The 21015-nt window shown below is 59.8% G+C and carries 20 protein-coding genes; 13 read left to right on the forward strand and 7 right to left on the reverse strand.

The annotated features are described in order from the left end of the window. The first annotated feature begins 47 nt into the window (after positions 1–47). Genes BM352_RS05225 through BM352_RS05240 form a run of 4 tightly spaced genes read left to right on the forward strand, consistent with a single transcriptional unit; the run spans position 48 to position 6763 of the window. Complete coding sequence (locus BM352_RS05225; RefSeq protein ID WP_090213399.1) at positions 48–1055, forward strand: AAA family ATPase; 1008 nt, start codon at positions 48–50, stop codon at positions 1053–1055. Beyond that, the gene (locus BM352_RS05230) at positions 1052–1957 is read left to right on the forward strand and encodes a DUF58 domain-containing protein (protein WP_090213403.1); all 906 of its coding nucleotides are present in this window, start codon (positions 1052–1054) and stop codon (positions 1955–1957) included. Before BM352_RS05225 ends, BM352_RS05230 begins: the two co-directional genes overlap by 4 nt. Further along, positions 1954–4698: a DUF4159 domain-containing protein gene (locus BM352_RS05235; protein ID WP_090213406.1), complete on the forward strand. Its 2745-nt coding sequence runs from the start codon at positions 1954–1956 to the stop codon at positions 4696–4698. The genes BM352_RS05230 and BM352_RS05235 overlap by 4 nt, the downstream gene beginning before the upstream one ends. A gap of 1 nt (position 4699) precedes the next feature. Then, positions 4700–6763 (forward strand): hypothetical protein, encoded by a 2064-nt coding sequence (locus tag BM352_RS05240; protein ID WP_090213409.1) that lies wholly within the window; start codon positions 4700–4702, stop codon positions 6761–6763. Here the strand turns inward: BM352_RS05240 and BM352_RS05245 are convergent. Genes BM352_RS05245 through BM352_RS05255 form a run of 3 tightly spaced genes read right to left on the reverse strand, consistent with a single transcriptional unit; the run spans position 6760 to position 8578 of the window. Continuing rightward, complete coding sequence (locus tag BM352_RS05245; RefSeq protein ID WP_090213411.1) at positions 6760–7500, reverse strand: DUF4344 domain-containing metallopeptidase; 741 nt, start codon at positions 7498–7500, stop codon at positions 6760–6762. The two genes, BM352_RS05240 and BM352_RS05245, sit on opposite strands and share 4 nt — an antisense overlap. Beyond that, positions 7497–7856, reverse strand: coding sequence for a hypothetical protein (locus tag BM352_RS05250; RefSeq protein WP_090213414.1), 360 nt, complete (start codon positions 7854–7856; stop codon positions 7497–7499). The genes BM352_RS05245 and BM352_RS05250 overlap by 4 nt, the downstream gene beginning before the upstream one ends. Then, complete coding sequence (locus BM352_RS05255) at positions 7853–8578, reverse strand: DUF599 domain-containing protein (protein ID WP_090213417.1); 726 nt, start codon at positions 8576–8578, stop codon at positions 7853–7855. Before BM352_RS05255 ends, BM352_RS05250 begins: the two co-directional genes overlap by 4 nt. A 90-nt stretch (positions 8579–8668) precedes the next feature. Between BM352_RS05255 and BM352_RS05260 the strand changes: the two genes are divergently transcribed. The 6 genes from BM352_RS05260 to BM352_RS05285 all read left to right on the forward strand — a co-directional run bounded on the left by BM352_RS05260 (position 8669) and on the right by BM352_RS05285 (position 14977). Continuing rightward, positions 8669–10102 (forward strand): FAD-linked oxidase C-terminal domain-containing protein, encoded by a 1434-nt coding sequence (locus BM352_RS05260; protein WP_090213420.1) that lies wholly within the window; start codon positions 8669–8671, stop codon positions 10100–10102. 42 nt (positions 10103–10144) lie between these two features. Beyond that, positions 10145–11239 carry an FAD-binding protein gene (locus tag BM352_RS05265; RefSeq protein ID WP_090219874.1) on the forward strand — a complete coding sequence of 365 codons (1095 nt, stop codon included), beginning with the start codon at positions 10145–10147 and terminating at the stop codon, positions 11237–11239. A 3-nt stretch (positions 11240–11242) separates the two neighbouring features. Then, the gene (glcF, locus tag BM352_RS05270) at positions 11243–12574 is read left to right on the forward strand and encodes a glycolate oxidase subunit GlcF (protein WP_090213422.1); all 1332 of its coding nucleotides are present in this window, start codon (positions 11243–11245) and stop codon (positions 12572–12574) included. Next, the gene (locus BM352_RS05275; protein WP_090213424.1) at positions 12574–13494 is read left to right on the forward strand and encodes an AEC family transporter; all 921 of its coding nucleotides are present in this window, start codon (positions 12574–12576) and stop codon (positions 13492–13494) included. Before glcF ends, BM352_RS05275 begins: the two co-directional genes overlap by 1 nt. An 83-nt stretch (positions 13495–13577) precedes the next feature. Then, the gene (locus BM352_RS05280) at positions 13578–14384 is read left to right on the forward strand and encodes a trypsin-like serine peptidase (protein WP_245780917.1); all 807 of its coding nucleotides are present in this window, start codon (positions 13578–13580) and stop codon (positions 14382–14384) included. A gap of 143 nt (positions 14385–14527) precedes the next feature. Beyond that, positions 14528–14977 carry an Hsp20 family protein gene (locus BM352_RS05285; RefSeq protein WP_090213427.1) on the forward strand — a complete coding sequence of 150 codons (450 nt, stop codon included), beginning with the start codon at positions 14528–14530 and terminating at the stop codon, positions 14975–14977. A gap of 52 nt (positions 14978–15029) precedes the next feature. On the opposite strand, the gene BM352_RS05290 is transcribed toward BM352_RS05285, so the two are convergent. The 4 genes from BM352_RS05290 to BM352_RS05305 all read right to left on the reverse strand — a co-directional run bounded on the left by BM352_RS05290 (position 15030) and on the right by BM352_RS05305 (position 18217). Beyond that, positions 15030–15455: a hypothetical protein gene (locus BM352_RS05290; protein WP_090213431.1), complete on the reverse strand. Its 426-nt coding sequence runs from the start codon at positions 15453–15455 to the stop codon at positions 15030–15032. Further along, a complete protein-coding gene (locus BM352_RS05295) occupies positions 15448–15972 on the reverse strand; it encodes a hypothetical protein (protein ID WP_090213433.1) in 525 nt (174 codons plus the stop codon). Before BM352_RS05295 ends, BM352_RS05290 begins: the two co-directional genes overlap by 8 nt. 282 nt (positions 15973–16254) lie before the next feature. Next, on the reverse strand, positions 16255–17136 hold the full coding sequence (locus BM352_RS05300; protein WP_175500624.1) for a DUF4123 domain-containing protein: 882 nt from the start codon (positions 17134–17136) through the stop codon (positions 16255–16257). A gap of 220 nt (positions 17137–17356) precedes the next feature. Further along, positions 17357–18217: a hypothetical protein gene (locus tag BM352_RS05305; protein ID WP_090213438.1), complete on the reverse strand. Its 861-nt coding sequence runs from the start codon at positions 18215–18217 to the stop codon at positions 17357–17359. 115 nt (positions 18218–18332) lie between these two features. On the opposite strand from BM352_RS05305, the gene miaB reads away from it, so the two are divergent. The 3 genes from miaB to BM352_RS05320 all read left to right on the forward strand — a co-directional run bounded on the left by miaB (position 18333) and on the right by BM352_RS05320 (position 20877). After that, entirely contained in the window at positions 18333–19649 is a 1317-nt protein-coding gene (gene miaB / locus BM352_RS05310) for a tRNA (N6-isopentenyl adenosine(37)-C2)-methylthiotransferase MiaB (RefSeq protein ID WP_090213440.1), read from the forward strand. Positions 19650–19901: 252 nt separating this feature from the next. Continuing rightward, a complete protein-coding gene (locus BM352_RS19095; RefSeq protein ID WP_425434509.1) occupies positions 19902–20540 on the forward strand; it encodes an OmpA family protein in 639 nt (212 codons plus the stop codon). A 13-nt stretch (positions 20541–20553) separates the two neighbouring features. Further along, positions 20554–20877, forward strand: coding sequence for a hypothetical protein (locus BM352_RS05320; RefSeq protein ID WP_090213446.1), 324 nt, complete (start codon positions 20554–20556; stop codon positions 20875–20877). Positions 20878–21015 lie beyond the last annotated feature (138 nt).

Here is a 21015-nt window from a genome sequence, read left to right on the forward strand (position 1 = left end):
TGCCTTTATATAGATATTAAGTATAGCCGCCCCGAGGGAGTTGTCACATGGCCGACGCGCAAGACCTGGTAAAAGATATTGAAGCCCTATCGGAAAAGCTGAATTCCGCCCGCGCCAGTATCGGCCAGCAAATTATCGGCCAGCAAGATGTGGTAGACCTTTCACTCGTCGCCATGCTGTCCGGCGGCCATGCGCTGTTGATGGGCCTTCCCGGCCTTGGAAAAACGCTTCTGGTGGACACGTTGTCTACCGTGATGGGCCTCAGTTCCAACCGTGTTCAGTTTACGCCCGACCTTATGCCTGCCGACATCATCGGCTCTGAAGTGCTGGAAACCGCAGACGATGGCAGCCGCGCCTTCCGCTACATCGAAGGGCCGATTTTTGCGCAGCTTTTGATGGCGGACGAGATCAACCGCGCTTCACCTCGGACCCAATCGGCGCTTTTGCAGGCGATGCAGGAACGCTCTGTCACCGTCGCAGGCACTGATCACGCCTTGCCCGCGCCGTTCCATGTGCTGGCCACTCAAAACCCGCTGGAACAGGAAGGCACCTACCCGCTGCCCGAAGCCCAACTTGACCGCTTCTTGTTGCAAATCAACGTTGACTACCCCGACCGTGATACCGAGCGTGACATCCTGCTCGCCACCACCGGCACCGCCTCTGCCAGATCGACGGAAGTGTTTACTGCCGCCGAGTTGATCGCCGCCCAAACGTTGGTGCGCCGGATGCCCGTGGGGGATGCGGTTGTCGAACACATCCTTGATCTGGTCCGCGCGTGCCGCCCTGACGAAGTCGAGGCAACCAATCTGGTGCGCGAAACCGTGGCTTGGGGCCCGGGGCCGCGCGCTGCACAGGCGCTGATGCTCACAGTTCGTGCACGTGCGTTGCTCCAAGGCCGCCTTGCCCCATCGTCCGAGGATGTGCTGGCGCTCGCTGACCCGATCCTGTCGCACCGCATGGCGCTGAGCTTCGCGGCCCGCGCCGAAGGCCGCGTCTTGTCTGACGTCATCGCTGATGTGGCCGCGCAAACGGGGCAGCGGAAAGCGGCCGCGTGAGCCAGTCCTCCCATCATGATCCGGCGACTTCGCCCGCCAGCCTGAGACATCGGGCCGAGGCGCATGCCACCGCCTTCCCTGCTTTGCTGGCGCAGGCGGAACATCTGGCATCGACGGTCCTGCTGGGGGAACACGGGCGCAAACGCGCAGGGATGGGCGACGAATTCTGGCAATACCGCCCAACGCAACATGGCGACGGGCTGCGCGATATCGACTGGCGCCGTTCCGCGCGATCCGACGCGACATTCGTGCGCCAGAAGGAATGGCAAGCCGCACAATCGGTTATGCTGTGGGTCGACGATGCGATGTCCATGTCGTTTTCTGGTGGCAAGGACCGCCCCACCAAAGGCCACCGCGCTCGCGTTATCGCAATGGCGCTGTGTGTCTTGCTGAATAAGGGCGGAGAGCGGTTCGGCCTTGCAGATCGTGGCACGCCGCCCCGCCGCGGCGAAGGACAGCTGACCCGCATTGCAGGTCATCTGATGAACGCCCAAGGCGAGGCGGAATACGGCACCCCAAATGCGCGTGTCTTGCCTGCTGGGTCGCGCGCCGTGTTCATCTCGGATTTTCTGGGCGATCCGACCAAGGTCGAGCACGCTCTGACCGCTGCCACCGACCGTGGCGTGCGCGGCGCGCTTGTGCAAATCCTCGATCCAGATGAAGAGGCGTTTCCATATGACGGGCGCACAGTGTTCGAAAGCATGTCCGGCGCGATCAAGTTCGAAACCCTGAAGGCCAACTCCCTACGCGACGCCTATCTGGAGCGTCTGGCGTTGCGGAAGGCGCGTTTGCAGGATCTGGCCCGCAAAACCGGCTGGCGTTACCTGTGCCACCACACCAATGATCCGGCGACCAAGGCGTTGCTCTGGCTCTACCAGTCGCTGGAACGGGGCGCGTCATGATCGCAAACATTGCCTTCACCACCCCCATATTGCTGGCCGCGCTCGCCATCCTGCCGATCCTGTGGTGGTTGCTTCGGGCGGTGCCACCCGCACCGATCAAGCGGCGTTTTCCGGGTATCGCGCTGTTGCTTGGACTGAATGACGATGAAACGCAGACCGATACGACCCCGTGGTGGCTGCTGCTTTTGCGTATGTTGGCCGTTGCCGCCTTCATCATTGGCTTTGCTGGCCCCGTCCTGAACCCCGAAGAAGACCGCGCAGGGTCCGGCCCGCTTCTGATTGCAATGGACGGCTCTTGGGCCAGCGCCCGTGACTGGCCTGCGCGCACCGCGCGTGTCGAAGAATTGCTGGCGGAAGCCGCCCGCGAAGGGCGCCCCGCAGCAATCGCCGTGTTGACAGACCCGCCTGCGGGCGATCTGACCTTTCAATCTGCCGATACCGTCGCCGCAACGCTCGCAGGGGTCCAACCGCGCGCTTGGGAGCCGAACGCCGAAAAGCTGGCCGACTGGCAAACCCGCTTAGGGACTACTGGCTTCGAGACAGTCTGGTTCTCGGACGGGCTATCGCGCGACAGCCGCTCAGACATGCTTGCGGTGTTCGAAGGCAAAGGCAGCGTGACAATCGTCGAAACGCCGCGTCCGGTCTATGCCCTGACCCCCGCTGTTTTCCAAGACGGGCGCATATCTCTCACCGCGCTGCGCAGTCCGGCCTCCGCCGCGCGCGAAATAACTGTGTCCGCAATTGGCCCAGACCCGAACGGACTCGAGACGGAATTGGCAACCGCGTCCGCGTCGTTCAGCATCGGCGCGACCGAGGCGGAAATCTTGTTGGATCTGCCAACCGAGCTGCGCAATCGCGTCAACCGGTTCGAAATCCAGGGCACGCGCTCTGCCGGTGCAGTGACACTGACCGACGACGCCTTGAAACGCCGCGAGGTGGGGCTTCTGGCTGGTCGCAATGATCAAGAGGCCGGCGATCTGCTGTCGCCGCTGTATTATCTGAACAAGGCGCTGGTGCCGACAGCCGATCTGATCGAGGGCGCGTTACAGGACATGCTTCTTGCCAGCCCTGACGTGTTGATCCTTGCCGATATGGCTAACGTCTCCGGCACCGAGCGTGACGCACTTCTGGACTGGGTAGACGAAGGCGGAATGCTGGTGCGATTTGCCGGTCCGCGCACCGCCGCTGCCGATCTCGAAAGCAATGACCCATTGATGCCCGTACGTCTGCGGGCGGGTGGGCGCAGCGTCGGTGGCGCGATGTCCTGGGGGGAGCCGAAAGCCCTGCGCGCCTTTACGCGCGACAGTCCGTTTTTCGGCCTCGCCATTGCAGACGATGTGCAAGTGACTTCGCAGGTGGTGGCCCAGCCCGACCCCGAACTCGCCGCGCGCACTATCGCGTCCTTGGCGGATGGCACGCCGCTGGTCACACGCAAACAGCTTGGGGACGGGCAGATCATTCTGTTCCACGTCACCGCCAATGCCGAATGGTCAACCCTTCCCCTGTCTGGCTTGTTCGTTCAGATGTTGGAGCGGCTTGCGATCTCGACTCGCCCTGCGGAAATACCGGCAGAAGAACTGGCAGGCACGACTTGGGTGCCTGAAGAAACCTTGGACGCCTTCGGTGTGGTCCGCGATGCTGGCAATCTGGCGGGGGTCGCTGGCGAGATGATTGCCGAAAGCCCGATCGGCGTCGATCTGCCGCCCGGACTCTACGCAGGCGAGGATCGCCGCATCGCGCTGAATGTGCTGTCCTCCGACGCTGAGCTCTCTCGGTCCGAATGGCCTGCTGGAACGACTGTGGAAGGCATTGTCATCGCGCAGGAGACCCCGTTAATGGGGGCGCTTCTTTCATTGGCTCTGGCATTGCTGTTGGTGGACATTCTCGCCTCGCTCGCTTTGTCGGGCAAGCTGCGCGGCGCGGCGACAACCGCACTTGTGGTGATGGCCGTCTTTGTCATGCCGCAGCCCTCGCAGGCGCAGTCAGACGACCGCGCACTCGAAGCGACGTCTGAGGTGGTTCTGGCTTATGTGAAAACCGGTGATGCCCAGCTGGACCGCGTGTCCGACGAAGGGTTGCGCGGCTTGTCTCTCAGCCTGTTTCGCCGCACATCAGTGGAGCCTGCAGACCCCCTAGCGGTCGATCTGGAAACCGACGAGCTGGCTTTCTTCCCGATCCTGTACTGGCCGATCACCGAACGTCAGCCAACCCCGTCGCCGCAGGCATATGCGAAGCTGAACCAGTACCTGCGCACCGGCGGCATGATCCTCTTCGACACCCGCGACGGAAATATCGGCGGTTTCGGCACCTCCACGCCGCAGGGGCGCAAGCTTCAGGCTTTGGCGGCCCCTTTGGACATTCCCGCGCTGGAGCCAATTCCGCAGGACCACGTGCTGACACGGACCTTCTACCTGCTGCAGGATTTCCCCGGGCGCTTTACGTCCCGTGACATCTGGGTGGAAGCCGCACCCGCCGATGCCGAAGCCGCCGAAGGATTGCCCTTCCGCGACTTAAACGACGGGGTGACCCCGGTGCTGATTGGTGGCAACGACTGGGCCGCCGCTTGGGCGCGGGATGAACGGGGCAATCCGCGCTATCCCGTCGGTCGTGGATTTGGCGGCGAGCGGCAACGAGAAATGGCTATCCGCTTCGGCGTGAATGTGGTGATGCATGTGCTCACCGGAAATTACAAATCTGATCAGGTCCACGTGCCTGCCTTGCTTGAAAGGTTGGGGAACTGAGATGGATGTAATCTTCGACCCCCTTTTGCCGTGGCCGGTGCTCTATGTCGCCGTCGCGGTTGCCGCCTTGTTCGCAGCGCTCGCAATCTGGCGCGGGCTGAACGGCTGGTGGCTGCGCGCGCCGGCAATGGCCGTTTTGCTGTTGGCGTTGGCGAACCCGTCCTTGCAGGACGAGGAGCGTGATCCGCTTTCCGACATCGTGGTGATGATCGTCGATGAAAGCGCGTCTCAACGCCTGTCGGACCGCGAAAGCCAGACAGCGCTAGCCGTCGACGCGCTCAGCACCGACATCACCTCGCGCGGGATGGAGCTGCGTACGGTGACGGTGCCCGATGGCCAAGGCGACGCGGGGACCGAGCTGATGACGGCGCTCAGCGACACCCTGTCGGAGGAGCCGAAAACCCGCATCGCCGGCACGATCCTGATTACCGACGGTCAGGTGCATGACGTGGCGCGTACGCCAGACATTAACGCGCCGCTCCACACGCTGTTGACGGGCCGTGCCACAGATTGGGACCGTCGTCTGATCGTCAAGAACGCGCCCGCGTTCGCAATCCTCGACGAGGAAATCACTCTGACGCTGCGGATTGAGGATCAAGGCGTCGTGCCTCAGGATGTCCCGGCACGCGCAAGCCTATCCATCGCCATCGACGGCGCGGAGGCCCAGAGCTTCGATGTGCCAACCGGCGAAGACCTTCAATTGCCGCTGAAGCTGCCCCACGGGGGCATGAACGTCCTGCAATTCACCGTCGCTGCCAATGAAGGCGAGCTGACGGATCGCAATAACGCCGCCGTGGTGCAGATCAACGGCGTGCGAGACCGCTTGCGGGTGCTTCTGGTCTCGGGTGAACCCCATGCGGGGGAGCGGACATGGCGCAACTTGCTGAAATCCGACAGTGCGGTGGACCTCGTTCATTTCACCATCCTGCGCCCGCCGGAAAAGCAAGACGGCGTGCCGGTGTCAGAACTGTCTCTGATCGCTTTCCCAACGCGCGAGCTGTTCTTGGAGAAAGTGGACGAATTCGATCTGATCATTTTTGATCGCTACAAGCGGCGTGGCATCCTGCCGGCGCTCTACTTCGACAGCATTCGCCAATATGTCGAGAACGGCGGCGCAGTTCTTGTCGCGGCGGGGCCAGACTTCGCTTCTGCAGACAGCATTTATCGCTCCCCCTTGGGTGACATTCTGCCGGCTGAACCGACTGCGAGGGTGCTGGATCAGGGCTTCACGCCACTGATCTCGGAATTGGGAGAGCGTCATCCCGTGACCGAAGGCTTGGAAAAGTTTGCGCCGGGCCCGACCGTTGACGGTGTTCCCGGCTGGGGCCGTTGGATGCGTCAGATCGAGGTTGAGCCGCTGCAAGGTCAGACCGTGATGACAGGCATTGAAGACCGGCCCTTGCTGATCCTTGATCGTGTCGGTGACGGACGCATCGCGCTGATGGCTTCCGATCACGCGTGGCTGTGGCATCGCGGTTTCGAAGGCGGAGGTCCGCAATTGGAGCTGTTGCGCAGGCTTGCGCACTGGATGATGAAAGAGCCGGAACTGGAAGAGGAAGCCCTGACCGCAATGGCCGAAGGGCAGACCCTGACACTGACCCGTCGGACTCTGTCGCTTGAGGTGGGGGAGCTCGAGATCACAGGCCCCGATGGCACGGTCACGACCTTGCCGTTCGAAGAGTCCAGCGCAGGCCGGTTCACCACGGTGTTCGAAGCGCCAGAGCCGGGCTTGTATCGTCTCAAAGAGGGCGATCAGGAAAGTGTTGTCGCCGTTGGCCCCGCAGCGCCGCGTGAATTCATCGAAACAATTGCCTCCGGCGACAAGCTGGAAACGCAGGTCAAGGCGACCCGCGGCGGTATCCTCCGCTTGGAAGATGGCATCCCGAACCTGCGCATGGTCGGTGAGGGCCGCAACGCTGCCGGTCGCGGTTGGCTGGGTCTCACCCCGCGCAATGCCTATCTGACCACCAATGTGACCGTGACGCCGCTGGTGTCCCCGTGGCTTTTCTTGCTTTTCGCGATGGTGCTGACAGTCGGCGCATGGCTGCGCGAGGGGCGTCGCTAGTCCAGATCCAGCTTTTGGAACAGCTCGTCCAGATAGGGCTCGAACTCCGTGCAAAGGGTGATCGAAACGCTTTCGGGGTCGTAAAATGCGTTGGCCTCATCGCAGGCTTCGATCCGCACCTCAACAGGTGTCGGCAGGGCAAAGTCGCGGTTCAACGCGGCGACTTCTTGCTCGATCAATGGCCTGATACGTGCAGGCTCGTTCTCGGCCGCTGGGCGTAGCGTAAAGCTTGACCCGCCTTTCCCGTCTTCCAGCTCGTCAAAAATCTGACCCCAACTATCGATGGCTTGTTCATATTCCTCGCTGCAGCTTACTGCGCGTTCAGGAGGCAGTCCCAGATCTTCGGCCAATTCTTCGCGATCTTCGGGCGCGGCGCCGTAAAACAGGCAGACATGGTTAAAATACCGTTGCTCGTCCGGCCCGTGCAAATCCCAGTAGGCGACCTCCTCGGTCCCGTCTGGGTCGTTGATGTAGCCGAACGCGCTGTCATAGGCGATGCCCTGCGCCACCTCTTCCTCGTAAAGCGCATCAATCAGCAGAACCGCCATCGTGTCGGCGGCGTCCTCTTCCTGCCCGTAGATCGGGATTTCCATCAGGTCGATAACAGCGTGCGCCATTTCGTGATAGAAAATCGCCAGCAGGTTCGCTTCGACAAACGCAGTCTGCTCTTCGACAACCGGCTCCTCTGCGAGGGCCGATAGCGGCAGACAGACCGCCGCAGCGATCAGTCGTTTCACTTCAGCTTTACCGTGTGGGTCGCGTCGGACCAGCCATGCACGCTGTCACGAGCACGAATGATGACTTGGCTCACCCCGTCAGGGACAATTACCCCCGAAAGCGAGCGGGTGAACGGTTGTTCATCCTCATGGGGATGGGCCAGCTTGCGAAACCCCAACTCGGTGCCGTCCGGCGTGTTGACCGACCAGCCATCGGCGTAGTGGTCCCAGCCAGTGTCCGGGTGACGGATCGTCACGTCAAAGGTCCAAGCCCCGCCGGACTGCCGCGCGGTGACTCTCTCGATCTTTGCCTGATCCGCTATCGCGGGCGCAGCAAGTAGGAAGAACGCGACTGTGGTGGACAGTATGGTCTTCATGATGTCGTCTCCTCGGGGCCGGGCATGGCTGGGCCGGCTTCCAGTATTGTGCGGGGCAACGACGAAAACTCGCGCTGCCAGATGATGAAGGTCACCACTGCGGTGGCTGCCATTAGAGCATATGGGCCAAGCAGCCAAGCCAGTGTGCCCAACGAGTAATATATAGCACGCAGCCCGCGATTAAAGTTCCAAGCAGCGCGAATGTTAATCTCTGCGGCCTGCGCCGCGCGGGGATAGGCCGTTGGCGCGGATATGTCATTGGGAACGGCAGCCATGACGACGGCGCAATAGCCAAACAGCCGGTTCGCCCACACAAACTTTAAAAACCCATGCGTGAGAAACAACACCACGACCAGAAGCTTGATCTGCCACACGATGCTCGGCACCGCTTCGGATGTCAGGTCGGACGCAACCATTTGAATTTGCTCGGTGTTGCCGACCATGGCCAGCAGACCACCGATTGCAATCATACAGCCGGATGCGAAGAATGACGTGCCCTGACGCAAGTTGGTGAGGATCGCGGCGTCAAAGATGCGTGGCTCGCGCGTCACAAGTTGGCGCATCCATTCGCGCCGATACTCTACCATCAAGACGGTCACGGACGGGCGACTGGCGTTTCCCCGCTCAATCCACCAGCTCAAGAACACCCAACACGCGGCCAGAAGCGCAAGCGCTACGGCGTCAAGAAGTGTTAAAAGGGACAGGCGTTCAAGAATAGTCATCGGAGGATGCTACCTGTGATTCATGGGACTTGCCATATGGGTAAATTGGTAATATGTTTTTACCAATTACCGCGTTCAGGAGGATGCCCCATGGAAATGCCGGCCCCAGATGTCAGAATCATGGCCAAGAAAGCCAAGCTGGTGGAACGCCTTCAGAAAGTGTTGCCATCCGATGCGGTGATCCATGACGAATTCGAGACCCGTGCCTACGAATGTGATGCACTGACCGCCTATAAATGCCCACCTCTGTGCGCTGTGCTTCCGGCCTCTACCGAAGAAGTGTCTGCGGTGCTCAAAATCTGCCACGAGGAAGGCGTCCCTGTAGTGCCGCGCGGTTCCGGCACGTCGCTGGCAGGCGGCGCGCTGCCGACTGCTGACTGCGTGATCCTTGGCGTGGCCAAGCTGAATGACGTGCTGGAAACCAATTACGACGATCGCTACATCCGCGTGCAAACCGGCCGCACCAACCTGTCGGTGACTGGCGCCGTGGAGGAGAACGATTTCTTCTACGCCCCTGATCCATCCTCGCAGCTTGCCTGTGCCATCGCGGGCAATATCGCGATGAACTCGGGCGGGGCGCACTGCCTGAAATATGGTGTGACCACCAACAACCTTCTGGGCGTCGTGATGGTGCAAATGGACGGCACCGTGATCGAGATCGGCGGCGCACATCTGGATGCGGCAGGTTACGATTTGCTCGGCATCATCTGCGGCTCCGAAGGGCAAATGGGCGTAGTGACGGAAGCCACACTGCGCATCCTGCGCAAACCCGAGGGCGCGAGGCCCGTTCTGATGGGCTTTGACGACAACGAGGTCGCGGGAGCCTGCGTCGCAGACATTATCAAAGCAGGCGTTTTGCCCGTCGCGATCGAATTCATGGACCGCCCCGTTATCCGCGCCACCGAGGCATTTGCGGGCGCAGGCTACCCTGACTGCGAAGCATTGCTGATCGTAGAAGTCGAAGGCTCCCCCGGTGAAATTGACGACCAGCTTGCCAAGATCATGGAGATTGCCCGCAAGCATAACCCGGTGGAACTGCGCGAAAGCACCTCTGCCGAGGAAAGCGCGAAAATCTGGCTGGGCCGCAAATCCGCTTTTGGCGCGATGGGGCAAATCAACGATTACATGTGCCTTGATGGCACAATCCCGGTGTCCGAGCTGCCCTATGTGTTGAAGCGCATCGGCGAGCTGTCCAAGCAGTATGGTCTGGATGTTGGCAACGTCTTCCACGCAGGCGACGGCAACATGCACCCTCTGATCCTGTTCAACGCCAACAAAGAAGGTGATCTGGAGCTGTGCGAAGCGATGGGCGCTGACATCCTGCGCCTTTGTGTCGAAGTCGGCGGGTGCCTGACAGGCGAACACGGTGTGGGCATCGAAAAGCGCGACCTGATGTTCGACCAGTTCAAGCCGGAGGATCTGGAGGCGCAGATGAAAGTCAAAGACGTCTTTGACCCGAAATGGCTGCTGAACCCTGCCAAGGTCTTCCCGCTCAGTGCCACCGAGACCCGCCGCGCGGGATAACTGCGCAGACGAAGAGAAATTCAAAGAAGTTGATCCGATATGATGAAACCTGACAGTGAAGTTGCGCTGGCCGAAGCGGTCGCAAGCGCGAAAAGCCCTCTGCGCATCCAAGGCGGTGGCACCCGCCCCATTGGACATGCGGAGGGCGAGGTTCTGTCCACGACGGGCCTGTCGGGTATCGAGCTTTACGAGCCGGGTGCATTGACGCTGGTCGCGAAGGCTGGAACCCCGATTTCGGTGATCGAAGCCGCGCTCGCCAAGGAAAACCAGCGCCTTCCGTTCGAGCCGATGGACCACCGTGCGTTGCTTGGCACCTCGGGCGAACCGACAATTGGCGGCGTCGTCGCCACCAACGCCTCCGGCCCGCGCCGCATTCAGGCAGGGGCGTGCCGCGACAGCTTGATCGGCGTGCGCTATGTGGACGGGCAGGGGGCGATCATCAAGAACGGCGGTCGTGTGATGAAGAACGTCACCGGCTACGATTTGGTGAAGCTGCTCGCAGGGTCTTATGGCACCTTGGGTGTACTGAGCGAGGTGGGCTTCAAAGTCTTGCCGGGGATTGAGGCCACGGCGACGTTGGTGCTGCACGGTCTGGATGTCCAGCGTGCAGTGGAAGCGATGTCGAAAGCGCTCGGCTCCCCGTTCGAGATTTCGGCCGCAGCCCAGTTCCCAGATGAAGGCAAAACCACGCTAAGGCTCGAAGGGTTCGAGGCCTCCGTAAAATACCGCATGACGCAACTGCGCGTGCTTCTGGATGGCTTTGGCGACATGGAGGAGCTGCAAGGCGAAGCGTCCAAAAAGTTGTGGACTGCCACCCGTGACGTCACCCATTTCGCAGGGGCAGAGGGCGACATCTGGCGCATTTCGGTGAAGCCCAGCGATGCACCTGCGGTGGTAAGCCACCTGCCTGGTGGCTCGAAGCTGTCTCTTGACTGGGGCGGCGGTCTTGTCTGGGTGGTCGCTCCTAAGGGCGCTGATATTCGCAGCGCGATAAGCCATGTCTCTGGCCATGCCACCTGCCTGCGCGGCGCGGCAGCGACATTCCAGCCCGAACCAGCCCAGCTCGCTGTAATTTCCAAGGGCCTGCGCGCGCAATTCGACCCGCGCGGCATTCTGAACGCCGGATTGATGGGATAAGCCATGCAAACGAATTTCTCTCCCGCGCAACTTGAAGACACCGCCACAGCCCATTCTGAAAAAATCCTGAGGGCTTGCGTCCATTGCGGGTTTTGTACGGCCACTTGTCCCACCTATCAGGTGCTGGGTGATGAACTCGACAGTCCGCGAGGCCGCATCTATCTGATCAAGGACATGCTGGAAAATGGGCGCAAGCCGGACGCCAAGACGGTAAAGCATATCGACCGTTGCCTGTCCTGCCTTGCCTGCATGAGCACATGCCCGTCAGGCGTGCACTACATGCACCTTGTCGACCACGCGCGCGAGTATATCGAGCAGAACTATGACCGCCCCCTCACCGACCGTGCGTTGCGTTGGGTGTTGGCGCGAATTTTGCCTTACCCAAACCGCTTCCGCGTGGCACTCCTAGGCGCCAAAATCGGCCGTCCGTTCGCGCGATTCATGCCGGATGCGCGTCTGCGGGCAATGCTTGAAATGGCCCCGAAAACCATTCCGCCCGTCTCGCGCAACGATGACCCGCAAACTTTCCCGCCGGAGGCGCCCAAGAAAATGCGTGTGGCGCTGATGACCGGCTGTGCGCAAAAGGCGCTCAACACCGATATCAACGATGCCACCATCCGCCTGCTCACCCGCCTGGGATGCGAGGTTGTCGTGGCCGAGGGTGCGGGCTGCTGCGGGGCGTTGACCCACCACATGGGCAAAACCTCCGAGAGCCACGCCACCGCCGCCAAGAACATCCGTGCATGGGATGCCGAGATGAAGGGCAAAGGCTTGGACGCCATTGTCATCAACACCTCCGGCTGCGGCACGACGGTCAAAGACTACGGCCACATGTTCCGCGAGCATGCATTGGCGACAGAGGCGGAAGCCGTCTCCAGGATCGCCATGGACGTGTCGGAAGTGCTGATGAAGCTGGACCTGCCTCAAGTGGCGGATCAAGAACTGAAGGTCGCCTACCACGCGGCGTGTTCCTTACAGCATGGCCAGCAAATCAAAACCTACCCGAAAGACCTGCTAAAACGCGCGGGCTTCACGGTGCTAGAGCCGAAAGACCCGCATCTGTGCTGCGGCTCGGCGGGGACGTATAACCTGATGCAGCCGGAGATTTCCAAACAGCTGAAAGACCGCAAGGTGCAAACGCTAGAGGCCAGAAACCCCGACATCATCGCCGCAGGCAATATCGGCTGTATGATGCAAATCGGCTCCGGCACGGACGTTCCGATCGTCCACACGGTGGAGCTTCTGGACTGGGCCACTGGCGGTCCGAAACCGCCCGCCATGCTGGCGGCGGCCAATGGCGGTGTGCGTCCGATGGACATCCCTGTCCTGCGCTGATGGACATTCTAACCGTCCTGTTTAACCCGATCCTGCCGGTCTTCGCGATCATGGCAGGCGGGTTCGTTGCGGGGCGTGCAGGTTGGGTTAGCCTCGCGGATGCACGGGTGATCAACCGCTTCGCGATGACCGTGCTATTGCCGATCTTCGTGTTCAATCTGATCGGAACTGCTCCGATGGCACGGTTCCCATTGGGCGAGGTCGTGCTTTATGCGGCGGTGGAGGTGGTAATCTTCGCCGGTGCCTTCCTCATAGCCCGCTACGCCTTTTCGCGCGATCCGGCGGAATCCGTGCTATTGGCCTTCTGCTGCATCTTTGTAAACAACGCGCTGTATGTGCTGCCCATCTCCATTCTGCTTTACGGTCCAGACGGTGTTCTTCCGGTAACCTCGGTTGTGACGGTGGATTCTATCGTGACCTTCGCGGGTGCAATGATCGCATTGCAATGGATCGGCATGGGCAAGGCACAGCCCCGCGCAGTGTTAATGTCGCTGGCGCGCACGCCCCTGATCCTTGCGATCCTGTGCGGCGTAGTCGTGGGGTTGGCGCAGATTCAGCTGCCCGGACCGATCATGACTTTCGTTCAATTCAACGGGGCAGGGGCTGCGCCCGTGGCTCTGTTCGCGCTGGGCGTGGTGTTGTCGCAAACGAAGTTCGAATGGGACCGCGTGGTCATCAGCTTCACCCTGATCAAGCTCTTCGCCTTTCCGTTGTTGCTGTGGGCCGTCTTCATGTCCGCAGGTAAGTTCGACGGGGACGGTTGGGCGCAGAATTCCCAGTTCCTCATGGCTTCCGCTGGGCCCGCAGGCGCTATGGGGTTCAGCTTGGCACTGCTGCATAATATCCGCAGTGACGCGATTGCTCAAATCGTAGTCTGGACAAGTCTGCTGACCTTGGTGTCACTGGCTGTTCTGGCCTAAGGGCCAAAAAGGACCATCCTTGGCCGCATTTTTGCCCCAACTGTTTTCTAATCAGGGTCAAAATGGGCATATCGGGGCGATTAATGCGAATTTTGGCAACACTGATCACGGCAGTCATGCTGGCAACGACAGCGCAGGCCGAGGGTGTTTTGACACGTCTGACCTCGCTTGACGCAACAAAAGCGTGGCAGGGCGTGGGTCGCATTAACCTTGGCAAGTCGGGATTTTGCACCGGCACGCTGATTGCCCCTGATCTGGTTCTGACTGCGGCGCATTGCTTTTATGACGCCGCAGGCACCCGCACCGATGATGCAGAGATCGAGTTTCTGGCCGGCTGGCAGAACGGTCGCGCCTCGGCCTATCGGGGTGCAAAACGGTCGGTGATCCATCCCGATTACGTCTTCAAAGGGCGCAACAATGTGGACAAGGTGTCATCCGATCTGGCGCTGATCCAGCTGGATCAGCCGATCAAAAACCCGTCCATCCGGCCCTTCGAAACCGCCGTAGAGGTCGAGCGTGGTCAAGAGGTTCAGGTGATTTCGTACGCCAAGCACCGTGCAAACGCGCCCTCCATTCAGGAAACCTGCAACGTTCTAGCGCGCGATCCCGGTGTCTACGTGACGTCCTGCGACGTCGATTTTGGCTCCTCCGGCGCGCCGATCTTTGCCATTCAGAACGGCGTCCCTGTGATCTTGTCAGTGGTCTCCGCCAAGGCGGAGTGGCGCTCGCAGAAAGTCGCTCTTGGCGTTGGCTTGGATCAACGCCTGTCGACACTTCTCAACGAGATTGAGCTTAATGACGGTGTGTTCCGTCGCGAGGATACCGGCGCCTCCCGCGTGGCGCTGCAAATGGGCATTCAGCCTTCAGGCGCGCTGTTCATAAAGCCTTAATCGTGGGGTCTTGAAACCCCGCTCAGCCATTCCCAAATCAATATCACCGGATGCCCGAATGGGGTCCGGTGACTGCAAAACAGGGCTTGTCCAATAGGAAGGTCCGTCAACGTAAACATTGCTTATTGATAAGGATGCAAACAATGCGTGCATATGATTTCGCCCCCCTTCACCGTGCCACTGTAGGTTTTGATCGGGTCGCCGACCTGATGGACCGTGTGCTGTCCGCCGAGGTCACCAACTCCACTTACCCGCCCTATAACATCGAAAAAACCGGTGACGATTCCTATCGCATCTCGGTCGCTGTTGCAGGCTTTTCCGACGCCGACCTGACGATCGAGCAGCGTGAAAACGCGCTGATCGTGTCTGCCAAGAAAGCCGACGAGGGTGAGGCCAAGACCTACTTGCATCGCGGCATCGCCACCCGCGCCTTCGAGAAGCGCTTCCATCTGGCTGACCATGTCCGTGTGACATCGGCAAACCACGCCGACGGAATGCTGCATATCGATCTGGTACGCGAGGTGCCCGAGGCGCTGAAACCGCGTCAGATTCAGATCACCAAAGCATCTGATCCCAAGGCGATCGAGGCCTAACCCTCTCGCCTGACAAGAACGGCCCCCGCTCCCCTCGGGGGCCGTTTTTACTTCACAGATCGCAGGAATAGCGGTTGGGGCCATCCGGAAGCGGCGGATATTTCTTGTCTTTATGCGCGGTTTCGGACGAGTAGCGATTATAGGTCTCTTTGGCCATGTCGCTGAACGCGCAATTAAATTCCAAGCTGTCGTCGCACGTGCTCCAAGTCATCACATCATGGCGGTCGAACGCCGAGCAGGCTTCGGCCTTGCTGCGTGGGATCGCAACGTAATCACGCCCGATCTCGGCACCGTTGAAGAAGTAATAGGCCTGCGCATCGGCGCCATAGATCCAATAGTTTTCAGAGCCTAGGTTCCACGACGAAACGGCGAATTCGCACGACCCCCACCACGAATTGTCGCAGCCGGGATAGGTGTCATCATCGTTGCAGGCGGTCAGGGCCAAAGCCAGACTACCAAAAAGCGCCGCCTTATTCATACCAATACAAACTCCCTGACCGGCAGATCGCGCCGTCGATAGCATCAACACCCTCTTGCCCGTATCGGGCCGCAGCAGGGCCAGTCCCGTTATAGGCGGCAATGACGCGCGCCATCTGGCTGTCGTCCAGCACACCCGTGAAACAAGGCCCACCGAGAAGAGCATCGATGTTCTGGCGGATATGCGCGGCGCAGTAATAGAAATCCGCAATCATATCATAGCCCGTGATCCGCAGGTCCGAGTCAATGCCGAACATGGCATAGCGGTCCCTGTCGGCAATGGGGTTTTTGCAATAGGTCGTCAGCGTGTACTCGATTGCGTTGTTGAGCGTTGCATCGGACATGTTGGTCAAACCCGCAGACCCTCGTGCGAAACGCCTGATCTTATCATCCACATCGCCGGGCAGCCGTGGAATATCGTCAGCACCCACGCCCAAAGCGTTGCGCGCGACATGGTCAAACCCGTTTGCCAGCCCTTGCAGCGACCGCTCGCCCGCTTGCAAGAAAACTGTTGCCATTTTGAAGCCGTGGGTGCGTTCTCAAGCTGTAGGATTGCAGCAATGGCCGCATAGAGAATGCCGTGGTAGTTGGCCGCGCGTCTGACATAGCCCCGAACGTTGCTATCAGAAATGTAGACAACCTGACCGATGCTACGCGGAATCCAGCTTGCGACCTGCAAGGGCGCTGGAAGGTCGCCGGTGTAGCTGGGGATCAGGCGCTCATTGGTGTAGTTGGCCCGCTCCGCGCCATTGCATGGACAGCAGCACAGCTGCGCGCCATCGGACGTGCCGTCGCCAAAACTACTGCCCATAACGGAACTCCGCAGCGGCTTCATTCACCGCAATCTTGATCCGCTTGGCGCGGGTCGCCTCGGCAAACTGCAGGTCAGGGTCGGCGTCATGCGCAAGGCGGTCAAACGGCAATTTGTAATGACGCGCCACCAGCGCGGCTTCGGTCATATCGGCAACCGCGTTCTCTTTGCGATACCCTTGTCCGCGTATCGCGTTGCTGGCTGAAATCACGTCGGCGCGTTTCATCTCGGGGGCCTTGCCCTCGTAACGGGTGCTCAGGTTGGTAAACAAGCGGATCTGAAAGTCATGCCAGGAATAGCGCCGGGCCAAGGGTAAAATGACATCGCCTAGCTCCGCCGCTTTCAGGGCCGGAGTCCCTGTGGGTGCGGGATTGGCCAAATGCCACCCCATGCCCGCTGGCGTCACCCCGAAGATCACGCGAACCAACCCGCCGCCAAAGAACCGGTTCAATGCGTCCAGATCATGCTCCATCGCTTCGGCGCAAAAGCGCATAAAATCCTGCTGCCAGAACCGGAACATCTGCCAGCGCCCCTTGTGATCCTGAAACCGCAGGATACGGCGAAGGTGGGACCAAACGTCATCAAGATCGCTGGCTGAACGCAGGAATACATGCGCCTCGTGGTGCCACAAAAGCCACGGTGCATCCCCTTCGGAGAAAAGCTGCGCAGTGAAACGATTATGATCTTCAAGTCGCACGAGCCAAGGGGCTTTGTCGCGAAACTCTTCGAACGCGGCGCCAACGAAAAGGCAGCGGTGATCCAATCCGGATTGGGCCAGAAGCTCTTCCAAGCCGACTACATTCGATGCGTCGATAACCGTGTAGAGCGCGGCTTCGTCGTCCCCAATAGGGTGAAGACCCCACTCCAGCAAAGCAGCTGGTAGCGCGTGGCCGTCATCATCCGAGAGCGGTGTAAGTCCAGTTAAACGTTTCAGAATTGGCGCGTCACTGGTGTTCGTTGTAGAAGCGGACGTAGCGGAAGTCCAAACGCCAAAGGTCCTCAGACACAGGTCGACCTCACAAAAATTTATAAAACAATAAAGGAAGTTGTGCAGTATAGCGTATGGCTTGTCCAGAGAAGCGGGTTCGCCACTAGAACCACTGCCCGGGCTCCATCAAACCCAGTTCCAGAAGCTGGTTCGAGTTCCATTCGAACTTGGCCGAGTTCTTCCACCAGAAATGCGGGATCTCGTACATCGAGCCGGGGTTCGAAACCAACGCCTTGGCCGTTCGGAACGAACAGATGGTGGCCGAAATGTTGTGATGCCAAGGGCAAGCGAACGTATTGTATTCTTGCAGGTTAAAGGTGTGGTCGCTGCGAAGTTCTAGACCTTTCACGGCGTGAAACAGCCCCACGCGGTCAATCCGGCGGCGCATCCAAGGAATATGTTCCTCAAACCGCCAGCGCAGCCCGCCGAAAAAGTCGAGCTGCCGGTCAAGCGCCACGCCATCCTCGTTAAAGCGCGCAAGCGCGTAATAGCCGGATTTGTCCATATAGGCTTGATCCAGCGACACGGCGTTCGGGTGTTTTCCAAGGTCGTTGGAATACAGGTCCACCACATACGTCATCACCGAATGGCGGCGTTCTTCAAGGTTGAAGGCGATCAGTTCGCGCACATTGCGGGACTCGCAGAACGGGAAGAACATGTATTCTGCGTTGAAGCAATAATGCATCCAGACGCCGGGGAAGAGTTTGATCAACTCGTTGGTGATCTTGGAAAAGGCGTCCTGCTCATGCACATTTGCAGTGACGACATGCAGACCCGTGTCATCCTGCGGTAAAAGGTCATTGGCCCCGAAAACAAGAACCTCGCGGAAACCGGTTTTAAGAACATGCGCGATCGTGCTGTCCACCTCGGCGGCGTCCTCAACGAAGACAAGCGCGAAGGGACCCTTGGGCGAAAGTTGCGTCGGTGCGACGCTCAAAAACGCGCTAAGAGAGCTGTGCCGCATACCTGCTGTTCTTTCCTTTTCTGCTCGCCGCTAAACTCGGGCATCCTGCCTTGAATTGCAAGATCGCACCGGCTGCGTTATGCCCCGCCCTAACCCCTTATCCCGCAGGTGTCTCATGTCCAACGCTAAGAAGCTCTTTATCAAGACCTATGGCTGTCAGATGAACGTCTATGACAGTGAGCGGATGGCCGAATCCTTGGGCGCCGAAGGCTATGAGACGACCGAAAATATTGGCGACGCCGATATGATCCTGCTCAACACCTGCCACATCCGCGAGAAAGCGGCGGAAAAGCTCTATTCCGATTTGGGGCGGATGCGTCCGTTGAAAGAGGAAAAGCCCGACCTGAAAATCGGCGTCGCGGGATGCGTGGCACAGGCCGAAGGGGCAGAAATTATGCGCCGCCAGCCGATGGTCGATCTGGTTGTCGGGCCGCAAACCTATCACCGCCTTCCCGACCTTATGGAGAAAGTGAATCGAGGCGAAGCCGCGCTCGACACGGATTTCCCCGAAGAAGACAAGTTCGAACATTTGCCCAAGCGCGAAAGCAAGGCCCGCCCGTCGGCGTTCCTGACGGTGCAGGAGGGCTGCGACAAGTTCTGCGCCTTCTGCGTGGTGCCCTATACCCGCGGCGCGGAAGTCTCTCGCCCGCCGGAGCGCCTCATCGCCGAGGCGCAAAATCTGGTGGAGCGCGGCGTGCGCGAAATCACGCTGCTTGGCCAGAACGTCAACGCCTATCATGGCGAGGGTGCGGACGGCACATGGGGGCTGGCGCGCCTGATCTGGGCCTTGAATGACATCGAAGGGCTGAAGCGTATCCGCTTCACCACCTCGCATCCCAACGACATGGAAGACGCTCTGATCGAGGCGCATGGCACGTGCGACAAGCTGATGCCGTATCTGCATTTGCCAGTGCAAAGCGGGTCCGACAAAATCCTAAAGGCGATGAACCGCAAGCACACCGCCGCCAGCTACATCAAGCTGATCGACCGCATCCGCGCCGCGCGTCCTGATCTGCTGTTGTCGGGAGACTTCATCGTCGGCTTCCCCGGCGAGACCGAGGAAGATTTCGAGGCCACGCTGGATCTGGTGCGGACGGTTGGCTACGGTCAGGCCTATTCTTTCAAATACTCCGCCCGCCCCGGCACGCCAGCCGCCGAGAAAGAGCCCGTCGCAGACGACATCGCGTCGGAACGTTTGCAGCGCCTCCAAGCTTTGCTGACCGAACAGCAATACGAGGCGCAGCGCAGCATGGTCGGGCGCGTTGTCGGCGTGCTGTTCGAAAAGCGTGGTCGGCTTGACGGGCAGTTGGTCGGGAAGTCCGACTATTTGCACGCCGTCCATTGCGACGCACCTGACGAGATGATTGGAACGGTGCAGCCCGTCCGCATTGAATCCAGCGTTACAAACTCGCTGAAAGGCGTGCTGGCCTGAGTCTTTCGCGCCGCGACTTACTCAGCGCTTCGCCACCTTGCATCAGGAGGCATGGCGTTCCGAGACGCGTTATGCAGGACAGATCGTGTCAGAACTGAGGCATTGTTGCCGATTCGGCAACTATATGTAGTAAAAAGCACTTTAATTCACACACAAATTTGCTACTCTTGCACAGATATAGGTGGGTGCACCGTTCGCCTGTCAAAGGGTTGGTGCAGAGAAGTTAAGATTAACACGCAAAAGGACGAGGCAGTGAAACTCAATCTTTCAAAAATCCTGCAAAGCGCATTGGGGGGATGTGCCGTAGTGGTCTCTGCCTTGGTGCTTTCGACATCTGGCGCATCTGCGCAGCAGCAATATGTCTATACCGAAGATGGCTTCAGCCAGGGCACAGTGGCCAACGGCAAGATTGTCCGCCGCACAACCGTGCGCGCCGAGCGCTATATTCCAACCATCTGGGTCGATCCTGATGGGTGTGAGCACTGGGTTATGGATGACGGCTTCGAAGGGTTCATGACCCCGCACGTGACCCGTCAGGGCATCCCTGTTTGCCGCCGTGGGAACACCTGCGCAGTCATGAACTCGGATCAGCTATTCGCCACCAATCAGGCGACGATCAACGGCGCGAACAAAAAGCGTTTGCAGCAGTTCTTCCAGTCCGCTGGTGCGACCGCCTACATCATCGAAGGCCACACTGACAGCCGCGCAAGCGATGCCTATAACTTGAACCTGTCTCAGCGCCGCGCAAACGCCGTTGCTCAGGTCGCCCGCTCTGTGGGTGCGCGCGTCTCCTCTACACGCGGTTATGGCGAGCGGGTGCCAAAAGCATCCAACGGCACCGCACGAGGCATGGCAGCTAATCGCCGTGTCGAAATCCAATGCATCCGCTGAGTGGAGAGCTGAAATGAAAATTGTAAAAGCAGTCACCGTCTTCACCGCATTAACGGCCCTTGTCGCATGCGAGGGTGGCACCGGTGCTAACAGCAACGACAAAACGCGCGACTACGGCACTTTTTTTGGTCGCGGGCAAAAAGATCTGAGCCAGCTTCAGGCCGGCATCTGGGTCGATCCGCGCGGGTGCGATCACTGGATCATCGATGACGGCATCGAAGGCTATCTGTCCCAGCGTCTGGACCGCAACGGCAAGCCGGTGTGTTCCGGTGCAGCCCCTCCCGGCTACGCGACGGGCAACTATCGCGGTTCGCGTGACGTTGGCGACCCGATCTAGGTGCAACGCAATTGTGCAAACTCGAAAAAGGCTGCCCGCAAGGGTGGCCTTTTTTTGTATCAAAACCGTGAAACATGCAGGCGGCCTCTTGCGCGGCCAAGCCCCCTCATGCACCCTTCCAATATGACCCAACGCAGG

The organism is Litoreibacter janthinus (assembly GCF_900111945.1).
In the GTDB taxonomy this organism is placed as follows: Bacteria; Pseudomonadota; Alphaproteobacteria; order Rhodobacterales; family Rhodobacteraceae; genus Litoreibacter; species Litoreibacter janthinus.

Coding starts and splice junctions, on each gene's coding strand:
- BM352_RS05305 (WP_090213438.1), bottom strand. CDS start 18,217: ATGCGGCACAGCTCTCTTAGCGCGTTTTTGAGCGTCGCACCGACGCAA.
- BM352_RS05250 (WP_090213414.1), bottom strand. CDS start 7,856: ATGAAGACCATACTGTCCACCACAGTCGCGTTCTTCCTACTTGCTGCG.
- BM352_RS05275 (WP_090213424.1), top strand. CDS start 12,574: ATGGACATTCTAACCGTCCTGTTTAACCCGATCCTGCCGGTCTTCGCG.
- BM352_RS05255 (WP_090213417.1), bottom strand. CDS start 8,578: ATGACTATTCTTGAACGCCTGTCCCTTTTAACACTTCTTGACGCCGTA.
- BM352_RS05320 (WP_090213446.1), top strand. CDS start 20,554: ATGAAAATTGTAAAAGCAGTCACCGTCTTCACCGCATTAACGGCCCTT.
- BM352_RS05265 (WP_090219874.1), top strand. CDS start 10,145: ATGAAACCTGACAGTGAAGTTGCGCTGGCCGAAGCGGTCGCAAGCGCG.
- BM352_RS05235 (WP_090213406.1), top strand. CDS start 1,954: ATGATCGCAAACATTGCCTTCACCACCCCCATATTGCTGGCCGCGCTC.
- glcF (WP_090213422.1), top strand. CDS start 11,243: ATGCAAACGAATTTCTCTCCCGCGCAACTTGAAGACACCGCCACAGCC.
- BM352_RS05290 (WP_090213431.1), bottom strand. CDS start 15,455: ATGAATAAGGCGGCGCTTTTTGGTAGTCTGGCTTTGGCCCTGACCGCC.
- BM352_RS05285 (WP_090213427.1), top strand. CDS start 14,528: ATGCGTGCATATGATTTCGCCCCCCTTCACCGTGCCACTGTAGGTTTT.
- miaB (WP_090213440.1), top strand. CDS start 18,333: ATGTCCAACGCTAAGAAGCTCTTTATCAAGACCTATGGCTGTCAGATG.
- BM352_RS05240 (WP_090213409.1), top strand. CDS start 4,700: ATGGATGTAATCTTCGACCCCCTTTTGCCGTGGCCGGTGCTCTATGTC.
- BM352_RS05225 (WP_090213399.1), top strand. CDS start 48: ATGGCCGACGCGCAAGACCTGGTAAAAGATATTGAAGCCCTATCGGAA.
- BM352_RS05295 (WP_090213433.1), bottom strand. CDS start 15,972: ATGGCAACAGTTTTCTTGCAAGCGGGCGAGCGGTCGCTGCAAGGGCTG.
- BM352_RS05260 (WP_090213420.1), top strand. CDS start 8,669: ATGGAAATGCCGGCCCCAGATGTCAGAATCATGGCCAAGAAAGCCAAG.
- BM352_RS05280 (WP_245780917.1), top strand. CDS start 13,578: ATGCGAATTTTGGCAACACTGATCACGGCAGTCATGCTGGCAACGACA.